Below are 11,844 nucleotides of genomic sequence, written 5' to 3' on the forward strand. Positions count from 1 at the left end.
GAACTTTCCAGTTGAGATTTATACTTGCCTTGGGCCACAATCTGATGACCCTCCCTGAAAATGAGCGAACCGTAAGTTGCTTGATGCAGATTGGGACAACATCGCTCTAGAAAGCGATGCCGATTTAGCGATTTCCCTGCCGATCGATCGGCTCGCCTATATTATCTACACATCCGGCTCCACCGGACAACCCAAAGGTGTCATGGTGCAGCATGATTCCTTGGCAAATTATACTGCCGCAGCGATTGAGGAATATACGATCGGCGATCGCGATCGTGTACTTCAATTTGCCTCGCTGAGTTTTGATGCGGCGGCGGAAGAAATTTTCCCCTGCTTGACGTGTGGGGGAACGCTGGTATTGCGAACCGAAGCCATGCTTAGTTCGATCGCGATTTTTCTCCACACCTGCGAGGAGTGGCAAATTACCATCCTCGACTTGCCCACCGCCTTCTGGCATCAGATGGTAACGGAAATGGAAACCCAGAAATTAACCCTACCCGATCCGGTGCGGTTGGTGATTTTGGGTGGTGAAAAAGCCTCGCGAGATCGCTTTAAAACCTGGCAAAAACTGGTAAAACCTCACGTCCGCCTCGTTAACAGTTATGGGCCGACTGAAGCCACAATTGTCACCACTAAGATCGATTTATCCGCGCTCACAGATGAAGAATTAACCGGACGCGAACTGCCGATCGGTACCCCAGTTGCCAATGCCAGCACCTATATCCTCGACTCATCCCTCCAACCGACTCCCATCGGCATCCCTGGCGAATTGTATATCGGTGGGGCGGGTGTGGCGCGCGGCTACCTCAATCGTCCCGATCTCACCGCACTGGCGTTTATTCCCGATCCCTTCAACCCCAATGCCCGTCTGTATAAAACAGGCGATCGCGTGCGGTATTGGGCGGATGGGACGATCGAATTTCTGGGGCGGATCGATCGACAGGTAAAAATACGCGGCTTTCGGATCGAATTGGGCGAGATCGAAGCCTTGCTAAATCAACATCCCCAAGTGCGCGAAAGTCTGGTTATCGATCTCCCAGATGCCAACGGGGATAAGCAAGTCATCGCCTATATCGTCCCTGAAACTGGCTCCGAACTTACCATCCGCAGCCTCCGCCGTCTACTGGAAACGAGATTGCCTAAATATATGATGCCAGCGGGATTCATGTTACTAGCCTCCTTCGCGCTCAATGCTAACGGCAAGATCGATCGTCAGATGTTACCCGCTCCAGAACTAGATCGATCGGATTTAGATAACGTATTTATCGCCCCGCGCAATGCGATCGAGACGGAAATCGCCCGCATTTTTAGTGAGGTATTAAATCTAGATCGCGTCGGTGTCGATGATGACTTCTTTGAATTGGGCGGACATTCTTTACTCGCTACTAAGTTAATCGGGCGATTGCTATCGAGTTTTGAAGTACCGCTATCGATCGTCGATCTCTTTCAGTCGCCAACGGTTGCGGGTTTGGCAGAACGGATCGATCGACTCTCACTCGATAATCGATCTTCCCTGCGTCCAATCGATCGCACCTTCGCCACCTCCGTACCGCTCTCCTTTTCCCAAGAATCGATCTGGGCGTGGCATCATGCGGGGAGTAAGAGTTCCGCGCTTAATAGTTCGATCGTGTTGCGGATTACAGGCGATCTCAATCCAGCCGTCGTCGAACGTAGCTTTAATGAAATTATCCGCCGCCATGAAATCCTGCGGACGGTATTTCGCGAAGTTGACGAACGACCGATCCAGTTTATCTTACCCACATTACATATACCTTTGGGCTATCGCGATTTACAACCCTTACCCCCAGCCGATCGAGAATCAGCCGCCTTTAACCTCGCGATCGATCTTGCCACCCCCGAATTCGATCTCGCCGTCGCCCCCCTCCTGCGAACTAATCTACTCCAACTCGCTCCCCAGGAACATTGGTTATTAATCACGATCCACCACATCATTACCGATGGCTCTTCCTTTAGCTTGCTAATTGACGAATTGCACCAACTAATCCAAGCCTTCGATCGCGGTTTACCCTCTCCGCTTCCCGCCGTACCCCTGCAATACGCCGATCTTGTCGCTTGGCAACAACAGCCCGAACATGCAGAAGCGATCGCCGCACAACTAGCCTACTGGCACCAAAAAATATCGATCGATAATAATACCGTCAACCCATCCACTGCCGAACCATTGAGTCCACAATCCAAATATCATTTCAGCCAATTTCCTACATCCCTAGTTGAGGCGATCGAATCCCTGAGTCGTTCCCTCAATGTTACGACATTTACCGTCCTCGCCACCGGATTGCAACTCGCACTAGCCGCCGAAAGCTGTAAATCGGACATCGCGATCGTCACCACCGTTGGCAATCGGACGATCCCCCAAACACAACAAATGCTGGGTTGCTTTATCAACGAAGTAATTTTGCAATCGAAATTCACACCCGATCTCACTGGTAAGATGGCTCTCCACCAACTCCAACTCGATATCCAACAAGCGATCGCCCATAAAGATGTGCCCTTCGAGTCGGTACTCGATGCGATCGAACAGCACGGACAAATCGACATCGCCGCCAGTCTCACCGTGACAAATTCAACTCAAGGTGTCGCGCCCATCCCTGGCTGGGAGCTAGTAGAAATGCAAACCAAACAGCAACATTGGGACGACATTTCTGCCGAACTATATGCCCCAGAAACGCCCCTAGAATTCTACATAGAAATGTCCAAACCCATGCGAGTCATGGTCAATTATGGCATCGAAAGGTATATAGAAGAGTCGATCGCCCAACTCCTCGCTAGCTATGAATCGATCCTAACCCAGCTCGCGATCGATCCCGAAATCTCGCTCTCTGAATTGCGATCGCGCCTTCCTCACCACCATACCCAAATTCCAATGCCATAATCTTCACAATTTAGTTGCAAGTAAATATCAATAAGTGTAAGATTTTACTTAGTCTTTTAATAATAAATACTATATTTCTCGATTGCCCACGGCAGACCAACGGTCAACGATACACATCGGCTTTGGGGTCAATTTTTCGCGCTCATATAGCAAGGAGTCTTGCTTTCTGTGGGTTTTTGCGGTGGCATAGCCTTTGGCAAAAGCATCAATAGATAGATCTGAATTGTTGAAGTATCTAAAAAATATTACGTCCGATGTCTAAGAAAAAAACCATGAATCTCTTTCTGTCGCGCCAAAAACTCTTTACCTCTGGTGCCTTTTTGCCACTCTGCTTTGTAATTAACATTTTGGCGATCGCTATATCAACTCCCGTTTATGCGCAATCTTCTATTGAGAATAATTCCGATCGAGGTCAGTCCTCGGTACCAGCCGCAAATCGATCGCCGCGCAAATTATTAGCTCAAGCCGCCACAGTCAAAATTACGGGTGTCAAAGTCAGTACCACGGAAAAAGGAATCGAAATTCGCCTCGAATCGCCTACGGTAACTATTCCCCAACCAGCTAGTCAAAACTCAAACGTCACAGTTACTTACGATATCCCCAACGCCACCCTCGCTTTACCCAATGCGATCGAATATCGGGCAGTTAATCCCGATCCGGGGATTGCCGAAATCTCCGTCGTCCAAGTCACTCCCACCTCCGTGCGCGTCAGCATTACTGGCAAAGAAGCATTACCAGCAATTACTGTCGCCACAGGTACCGATAGCTTAGTGTTTAGTGCGGTACCCACGAATGTCTCGGCGGCTGGCGAAGAAATCGAAATCATTGTCAAAGGCAAGCGCAAGGTGGGTTATTTTATCCCCAATGCATCGAGTGCAACTGGTACGAATACACCGATCTTGGAAACACCATTTTCGGTACAGATTATTCCACCGGAATTAATTCGCGACAGGCAAGCAACCCAAGTTAAAGAAACCCTCTCTAACGTCAGCGGGGTCATATTTAATGGCGACGGTCAATCGCGCGGTGGGGAACAGTTAATCATTCGCGGGTTTTCGGGTGGTGCGATCGTGCGAGATGGCTTCAGACGCGGCGATATTGATGGAGTCACGCCACCGACGACCGATATTGCTACTGCCGAGCGGATTGAAGTCCTCAAAGGGCCAGCTTCCATTCTCTCTGGCGCGATCAAACCTGGCGGGTTAATTAACCTAGTCACGAAAAAACCGCTCAAAGATCCGTTTCGGGAAGTAGAAATATCGATCGGCAGTCGCAATTCTACTCGCTCTCGGTTTGATTTTTCCGATCGCCTCACTCCCGATGGCAATATTCTCGGTCGCATCAATGGGGTATTTGAAACTGGCAATAGCGTGCGCGACCTGATTACCAGCAATCGTAAGATTGTGTTTGCACCTACCGTCACCGGAAAAATTGGCGATAATACCGACTTAAACGTATCGATCGAATACATCAATGGCAGACGTGGAGCAGATTTTGGGTTGCCAGCAGTCGGGAATAAAGTTGCTGATGTGCCGATTAATCGCATCATTAACGAACCAGACGATACCGTTACCAATACCGCCATCCAGATCGGCTATAACATCGAACATCGCTTCACTCCGCAATTCAAGCTCAAAAATAGCTTTCAGTATTCATCCTATCAATTTGACTTTGGCGTAGTTGCCTTACCGACATTTAACGATACGCTCAATGCTGTCGTTCGCTTGCCCGCCAACCAAACCGCCTTACTCAAAGACTATACCTTTCAAACTAACTTAATCGGTGAATTTAAAACGGGTTCTGTCAGCCATACGCTGCTAGCTGGAGTCGATTATATCCGCCGCGATAGTCGCACTAGCAATAGCCTCAATCGCACCCCTAGTATTCTGGATTTATTTAATCCCACCTATGGATTGGTCAAACCCAGCCAAGCCGCCCTCGCGCCCTTTACCGACAATCTCGTCCTTTCCGATAGTTATGGAGCCTATATCCAAGACCAAATCGGTCTGACCGATAACCTCAAACTCCTCGCCAGCCTTCGCTACGATACCATCTCTCAAAATAATAACGATCTACTCGCAGGTACCAACACTCCCAGCACCGCTACCGCATTAACTCCCCGCGTGGGTTTGGTATACAAAGTTATTCCCAACGTCTCCCTCTATGGTAGCTACTCTCAATCCTTCAAACCCAACACCGACCTCAACGCCGCCGGACAAGTGCTAGAACCCCAGCGCGGTCAAGGTTACGAGTTTGGGGTCAAATCCGAACTATTTGACGGCAAAGTATTAGCGACACTAGCGTACTTCGATATTACCAGGAATAATGTTGCCGTCCCCGATCCTACCAGTGACTTCGGTTCGATCGCTTCTGGTCAGCAGCGCAGCCAAGGCATCGAAGTCGATGTCTCCGGCGAACTCTCTCCAGGCTGGAAACTAATCGCCACCTATGCCAATACCAATGGGCGAATCACTGCCGATAGCGATCCCGCGCTCGTTGGCAATAAGCTCTATGGCGTACCAGAAAATGCCGCGAGTCTATGGACTACCTATGAGTTTTTGCAAGGCGGCTTGAAGGGATTCGGTCTCGGTGCGGGGTTGAATTTTGTCGGCGAACGTCAAGGCGATTTGGCTAATAGTTATACTGCGGATGGTTATATAACACTCAATGCCGCACTCTTTTATAAGTCAGAAGATTGGCGATTTGGTTTGGCATTCAAAAATATTGGTGATGTTAAGTATGTAGAAACTCTAGGCAACCGTCGCGGTTCTGCCAATTTTTACGGCGATCCCTTTACCATTCAAGCAACAGCTTCTTGGCAGTTTTAAAAAGTAGCTGCCAGCCGTCAAATTTTGTAGCGATCGAGATTCAATGTTGAATCTCGATCGGTGGTACGGTTTCAACCTAAATATCGAGTGATTGTTTGCGATGAATTTAAACATTAAAACAATCGAGAAAATGGGACTACTGACATGTCTCTACATCTCTCAATCGTTTCCTGCGGCTTTCTTTAGTCAAACTGTTCCAGTTTTTCTCCGCCAACAAGGGGTTTCATTACAGTTTATCGGCTTACTTTCGCTGTTGATTTTGCCCCAAGTGCTACGATTTCTCTGGGCACCTTGGGTAGATAGCTATGGCAGAACTCAAAGAGGGCATTATAAATTTTGGATTATCGGCGCGCAGAGTGTGATGGTGGGACTGTTAATTATCTGCTCTTTGTTTAACCTCGAAACAGACTTTCCTTACATCATCGCGATCTTATTGTTGCTGTATATCGCGATCGCCACTCAAGACATTGCCACGGACGCACTCGCGATTGGCTTGCTTGACGAACGCGAACGCGGCATCGGCAATGGTATTCAAATTAGTGCTAACTCTTTGGGTGCGGTTCTGGGTGGCGGGGTGTTATTGCTACTGCTCGAAAATTTTGGCTGGCAAAAAAGTGTGGTAAATCTGGCGATCGCGATCTCACTGTTGGGGATACCGATCTATCTACATCGTGAAACAATTACCCCGATTGCGCCGCAAGTCAACAAGTGGGGTAACATCCGCTCGTTTCTAAATTTGAGCGTAAATCGCGACTGGCTGTTGGCAATTTGCATTTTTGGGATGAGTCTGGGGATGACATTACCCATGACAAAGATGCTATTAGTCGATCGGGGTTGGAGCTTGAGCGAGATCGGGATACTGATGGGGATCGTTGGTAATACAGTCAGTTGTGTGAGTGCGATCGTTGCTGGAACGATCGTGACAATATGGGGTAAAGATCGATCGATCTTGTTAGCTCAGGGATTTGCCATGTTTGCCATTGGTTCACAGCTATGGCTGGCGGCGGGTGTAGTCGATAAGTGGGCGATCTATGCGATCGTCTTGATGCTCCAATCGGCGATGAGTATGGTAATTACCTCGATTTATACCATCATGATGGATCGCGTTCGTCCTGATTCGGCAGGTACAGATTTTAGCATCCAAGTTTCGGTATTAACGATCGGTGGGATCGGCATTGGGGGTGGTTTTGGTGGGGCGATCGCTAGTAGGCTGGGTTATGGTGGCTTATTTACCATCGGTTTACTGGTAGCTGCGATCGGTATTTGTCTGACATATCGGTGGCTCCACCGCAAATTCCAAACATCTGCGACCTAGAGAAATAGAAATTACAACTAAAAAAATAACAAATATGACAGTTAGTACTTTCCAGCGGCGGGTCACACCATTAAATAAAATCGATTTAGAACAGAGTGATGCAGACAATTCATTTGAGTATGAATACTTTCCGGCAACCTTCGATGTGCTGGGGCCGATGCTGCATTCTTTATTTCAAGAACATTGGCAAGAATTGGGATTAGGCCATGTTGTTAATGGTAGCGTCTTAGAGTTAGAATTTGAGGCAGCACCCAAGGCTTGCTGGATGTATGATGGCTATCTGACGGTAATTGCCCCAGGCTGGCACATACACCTGTGCATCGGTGAAAACCAAGGTGGCCCAGAGCGCAGCAATTCTCCAGCACTACGTCAAGCCAGACAAGTCAGTCGGGCGGCATTATATCGACAATTAAATGCCCAAGGGAAACCACATAGTTGGGGAATTCAGTTTTGGAATGGGGAAGGCGAAAAAATGATGAGCATCTTTTTACCCAATCCATTTTTAGGCGAAGGTGAAGATTTTTTGCCAGAACATCAACCAGATCTCGCCAAACTAGCAGTGTACGAAAATCTACGGCAGATTTATGTATTGGGGACAATGGACATCCCCTATGAAACCAATCCTTTGACTCGTCCTTATATCTCCGTCTGTAAATCGAGTCGATGTAATAATGGTCGCGATTGGCAGTCAGTTTACGATGCGATCGCTGTAGAATTAAAAGCTGCTAATTTAGACGTAGATTTAACTGCGGCTGGCTGTCTGCAAGTTTGTAAAATGGGGCCGATTGTCTTCTATTCGGGCGACGATCGCGATCGCGAACATACTTGGTATACACGAGTAAATCCAGATGTTGCTAAGGAAATTGTCACTGAGCATTTAGGCAAAAATCGGAAATTAACTAGACACTTGTATCCCCAACCTTAGATAAAAATACGCGGCTTTCGGATCGAATTGGGTGAGATCGAACCGGGAGCAAACCTACTGGCGGAGGCTCGCACCCGATTTTGTTGATAATAGTTGTTTTTTAAACTCCTCAAGATAGAGCTGAGTCCCAATTGGGCCGGGTAATGCCAGACACATATAGCTAGGCATGAAATAGACTTTGCCTGCTTTGCTGGCTTTGAGCGATCGGGCGATCGGGTTTCTCTTCCAAGCTTGTTGGAGTTTAGTCAGTTGGTATTCCTCAAAACCGTTTGCTAGCGTACTTGCTGAGACATTGCGGAAGTTGTGCCCCAACAACACGATCGCATCTGCGGCATCGAGTTCGGGGAATGTTTCGATCGAAATCGGCGCGAAAGTCTCTGGTGGTGCTTGTCCAGATTGTTGCGGGTAGACTAGTTGAAAGCCTAAATCTTGGGGTAAAGAGCGACACCGATCGTGAATTTTGGTCACTAGCCCTACCTCGCGGAGGTCGGATGAAATCAGCATCAGTAACTTGGGAGCGGTGGCAACTAACGGAGCAAACGCTTGGCGGGCGGTGGTAATTTGTTGTTTCGTTTCTCGCAAGATCTCTGCGGCGCGTTCGGTACGATTAACGGCTTTGGCGATCGTCTGGAGATTGCCATTGGCATCGCCCCATTTAAGAATTAGTGTCGGTGCGATCTTCGACAGGATTGGATAGTGCTGGGTATTGGCGATATTCAGCCCCAAAATTAAGTCCGGTTTGGCTTTGACAATTGCTTCGATCGAGGGGGTGCCAACCATGCCCACATTGCCTAGCGATCCGGCGATCCGCTTTCCTAAATAGGGAATCTGTTGGCTGGGATTGGTATAGTCGCCTCGGTGCAAAGCGGCATAGTCCCCAAAAGCTACTGGCTGAAGCCCCAGAGCCAGTAATGGTTCTAATATATATGGGCCTAATACGACAATTCGTTGCGGTCGAACGCGCGAGCGCGCCGCAAGGCGGTCGCACACTTGAGTCGTTCCGGCGGTATGTTCGATTTGCTGGCAGTTAGCGCGCTTGACTGGTGAGATCGATCCGATCGACTGTTGGTGTAGCGTCCCCGTTGGGGAATCGAATTTGCCCGCACAGGCGGCGATCGTCAGTATTAACCCGATCGCCACAACCAGCTTATAAAAATAATTCCTAAATTTCATCGTTTTTCTCTAGAACCTATTTCAACTTAAAGTCAGTATTCCAAGCGATGGGTTTTGGGAAAATTCATAAATATCCTGAGTTGACGACCGCAGCATGATTTCAATCTCTTTGGTAGAGCAATTTCCCCGCCGAATCCAGATAACTTTTGGTGGGAAACCTCGGACAATACTTAGATCGTTATAATCTGAGTCGCGGGTAACAATTGTATAGTCATTTTGAGCCGCATAGTCCCAAATGAGGCGATCGTCATCCCTATCCATTTGTAATGGAAAAACATGTTGAGAATTAGGATAGATATCGGCAAGAATCAAAACTAAGCGAGGTGAAAGATTGTGGTCGAAAAGTAATTTCATGCCGCGATCGTGAGGGTAAGCTGTTCCCGATCTGCGGCGTAGCTAAGGCAGGCAAGAATGTCAGTGGTGGTGAGGTACGGAAAGTCTTGTAGAATTTCATCTTGGGTCATACCAGATGCTAAATATGACAAGACATCATAGACGGTTATTCGCATCCCTCGGATACAAGGTTTTCCACTACGTTTTCCAGGTTCTATTGTGAGAATATCTTGGTATTTCATTAGTATATGGAGCGTAATAATAGATTCATTTTAGCGCAACGCCTTCTCTCAATTTGTGAGATTTCAATCTGTTTTCTAAGATTCATATTTCTTGCACATCATTACTTGATGATTCACGAGCTATATCATTTTCGATCCCAATCTTATCGATCGCCTCAAAGATCTCAAATAGTCTCTAAAGCTCTGTTCTCAACACCTTTTCAGCTTCCAACTGTTTGAGGCTGCCGAGCAGATTGGGTCGAACTGGATGGTTGCCATCGGTTGCTAATTCTGGATTGAATATTTTGGTACCGATCGGAATACACATCGGCGTTCCGGCGATCGGATCGGGGTAGATCTGACATTTGAGGTTAAATACCGCCTCGACGAGTTCTGCCGTGACGATCTCGGCTGGGGTGCCTGCGGCGAATACGCGTCCGGCTTTGATGGCAACTAAATAATCGGCATAGCGACAGGCGCGATCGAGATCGTGCAATACCATCACGATCGTCCGTCCTTGCTGCTGATTGAGTCGGTAGAGCAGATCCAAGACTTCCATTTGATGGGCGAGATCGAGAAATGTCGTCGGCTCGTCTAGTAACAGAATTTTGGTGTTTTGAGCCAGGGACATGGCAATCCACGCGCGCTGTCTTTGGCCGCCAGAGAGGGTATCGAGGGGGCGATCGCTCAGTGCTACTAAGTCGGTCATTTCTAAGGCTTCGCGGACGATTTGGCGATCGTGGATCGACCATTGTTGCCGCCAATCTTGGTAGGGATAACGACCTTGGGACACCAAATCTTTGACGGTTAAACCTTCAGGGGAAATCGGACTTTGTGGTAATAGCCCCAATTGTCGGGCGACACTTTTAGTCGATCCGGCGAGGATCGATTTACCATCGAGATACACCCCGCCGCTAGTCGGTTTGAGCAATCTTGCCAACCCTTTGAGTAAGGTCGATTTGCCGCAGCCATTCGACCCCACTAACACGGTAATTTTTTCCGCAGGAATCGTTAAGGACAAATCCTGAATAATCGCGTTCCCTCGGTAAGCCAGGGATAGATCTTGAGCGACGAGTTCTAGCATTGGCGGTAGCGATTTTGAATCAGTAAATAGAGGAAAAACGGCGCGCCGATCGCGGCGATGACGACACCACAGGGCAACTCGATCGGGGCAAAGATCGTGCGCCCGATCGTATCGGCGATCGTCACTAAGATGCCCCCAATGAGGGCGGTGACTGGTAAGATCTGGCGATAATTGCCCCCGACGAGTTGGCGGGCGATGTGGGGGGCAATCAGTCCGACAAAGCCGATCGCGCCAGCGGTAGCCACAGCCGAGCCAGCTAACGCCACGGCGACGATAACGAGCTGGGCGCGTTGCCAGTTCACGCGACTCCCCAATCCAGTGGCGATCTCATCGCCCAAATTGAGGATATTTAACTCCCGCGTTAGTCCTAATGCCAGAGCAGTACCAACCATCGTCCACGGCAACAAGGCGAATAAATCCTCCCAGGTGCGACCGTAGACGCTGCCAGCCAGCCAGACTAAAGCTTGACTAACTTGGTAAATAGAACCCAAGGAAATCATTAAACTAGTGCAGGCAGTGGCGATCGCCGATAAGCCAATGCCCAGCAAAATTAATAACATCGGTGAATTTTGCCCAGTCCCTGCCAAACTATAAATTAAGGCTGCCATGAATAATGCCCCGACAAATGCGGCGATCGGCAGGGTAGCAACAGGGGCATCGGGAAATAACACGATCGTCGTAACTGCCGCCAAACTCGCGCCTGCATTGATGCCGATAATACCCGGATCGGCGAGGGGATTGCGGGTTAAGCCTTGAAAAATCGCGCCCGAAATTGCCAGCGCGACACCGACTAAAAAGGCAACTAAGGTACGGGGTAATCTCAAGGTTTGAATCACGAAGGGCAGATCGGGATTACCAGTATCGATGCCCAGTAAGGTTTGGACGAGATCGAAAATCTCGATCGGGTACTCACCTTGTCCGACATTGACGACGATCGCTACCAAGCTCAACCCCGCTAAGATGAGCACGATTGGCACCGATCGGCGGTCGGGGCGCGACGCTGGTAGGGGCGGGCGAATGGCTAACCAGTTTTTCATGAGCGAATTTTTGCTTTGGCGAGATAGACAAATAC

The 11,844-nt window shown here is 48.8% G+C and carries 9 protein-coding genes; 4 read left to right on the forward strand and 5 right to left on the reverse strand.

Going from position 1 to position 11,844, the window contains the following annotated elements; genetic code table 11:
* Positions 1-76: 76 nt before the first annotated feature.
* The 4 genes from C7B77_RS13095 to C7B77_RS13110 all read left to right on the forward strand — a co-directional run bounded on the left by C7B77_RS13095 (position 77) and on the right by C7B77_RS13110 (position 7,961).
* Entirely contained in the window at positions 77-2,893 is a 2,817-nt protein-coding gene (locus C7B77_RS13095; protein ID WP_245894178.1) for an amino acid adenylation domain-containing protein, read from the forward strand.
* Between the two features lie 254 nt (positions 2,894-3,147).
* On the forward strand, positions 3,148-5,721 hold the full coding sequence (locus C7B77_RS13100) for a TonB-dependent siderophore receptor (protein WP_106305252.1): 2,574 nt from the start codon (positions 3,148-3,150) through the stop codon (positions 5,719-5,721).
* A gap of 100 nt (positions 5,722-5,821) precedes the next feature.
* Positions 5,822-7,036 carry an MFS transporter gene (locus tag C7B77_RS13105; protein ID WP_146138307.1) on the forward strand — a complete coding sequence of 405 codons (1,215 nt, stop codon included), beginning with the start codon at positions 5,822-5,824 and terminating at the stop codon, positions 7,034-7,036.
* Between the two features lie 34 nt (positions 7,037-7,070).
* Positions 7,071-7,961 (forward strand): (2Fe-2S) ferredoxin domain-containing protein, encoded by an 891-nt coding sequence (locus tag C7B77_RS13110; RefSeq protein ID WP_106305259.1) that lies wholly within the window; start codon positions 7,071-7,073, stop codon positions 7,959-7,961.
* A 54-nt stretch (positions 7,962-8,015) separates the two neighbouring features.
* On the opposite strand, the gene C7B77_RS13115 is transcribed toward C7B77_RS13110, so the two are convergent.
* From C7B77_RS13115 to C7B77_RS13135, 5 genes are all read right to left on the reverse strand, one after another.
* Entirely contained in the window at positions 8,016-9,134 is a 1,119-nt protein-coding gene (locus tag C7B77_RS13115; protein ID WP_106305262.1) for an iron-siderophore ABC transporter substrate-binding protein, read from the reverse strand.
* Positions 9,135-9,155: 21 nt separating this feature from the next.
* Positions 9,156-9,488, reverse strand: a complete 333-nt coding sequence (locus C7B77_RS13120; RefSeq protein ID WP_106305264.1) for a DUF5615 family PIN-like protein — start codon at positions 9,486-9,488, stop codon at positions 9,156-9,158.
* Positions 9,485-9,709 (reverse strand): DUF433 domain-containing protein, encoded by a 225-nt coding sequence (locus C7B77_RS13125; protein ID WP_106305267.1) that lies wholly within the window; start codon positions 9,707-9,709, stop codon positions 9,485-9,487. Before C7B77_RS13125 ends, C7B77_RS13120 begins: the two co-directional genes overlap by 4 nt.
* Positions 9,710-9,884: 175 nt before the next feature.
* Entirely contained in the window at positions 9,885-10,772 is an 888-nt protein-coding gene (locus C7B77_RS13130; protein WP_106305269.1) for an ABC transporter ATP-binding protein, read from the reverse strand.
* Positions 10,766-11,809: a FecCD family ABC transporter permease gene (locus C7B77_RS13135; protein WP_106305271.1), complete on the reverse strand. Its 1,044-nt coding sequence runs from the start codon at positions 11,807-11,809 to the stop codon at positions 10,766-10,768. The genes C7B77_RS13130 and C7B77_RS13135 overlap by 7 nt, the downstream gene beginning before the upstream one ends.
* Positions 11,810-11,844 lie beyond the last annotated feature (35 nt).

The organism is Chamaesiphon polymorphus CCALA 037, from assembly GCF_003003845.1.
Lineage (GTDB): Bacteria > Cyanobacteriota > Cyanobacteriia > Cyanobacteriales > Chamaesiphonaceae > Chamaesiphon > Chamaesiphon polymorphus.

What these genes read in the sequence shown, in the direction of transcription:
- C7B77_RS13125 (WP_106305267.1), bottom strand. Translation starts at nt 9,709, where the DNA reads ATGAAATACCAAGATATTCTCACAATAGAACCTGGAAAACGTAGTGGA.
- C7B77_RS13135 (WP_106305271.1), bottom strand. Translation starts at nt 11,809, where the DNA reads ATGAAAAACTGGTTAGCCATTCGCCCGCCCCTACCAGCGTCGCGCCCC.
- C7B77_RS13100 (WP_106305252.1), top strand. Translation starts at nt 3,148, where the DNA reads ATGTCTAAGAAAAAAACCATGAATCTCTTTCTGTCGCGCCAAAAACTC.
- C7B77_RS13105 (WP_146138307.1), top strand. Translation starts at nt 5,822, where the DNA reads ATGAATTTAAACATTAAAACAATCGAGAAAATGGGACTACTGACATGT.
- C7B77_RS13110 (WP_106305259.1), top strand. Translation starts at nt 7,071, where the DNA reads ATGACAGTTAGTACTTTCCAGCGGCGGGTCACACCATTAAATAAAATC.
- C7B77_RS13120 (WP_106305264.1), bottom strand. Translation starts at nt 9,488, where the DNA reads ATGAAATTACTTTTCGACCACAATCTTTCACCTCGCTTAGTTTTGATT.
- C7B77_RS13115 (WP_106305262.1), bottom strand. Translation starts at nt 9,134, where the DNA reads ATGAAATTTAGGAATTATTTTTATAAGCTGGTTGTGGCGATCGGGTTA.
- C7B77_RS13130 (WP_106305269.1), bottom strand. Translation starts at nt 10,772, where the DNA reads ATGCTAGAACTCGTCGCTCAAGATCTATCCCTGGCTTACCGAGGGAAC.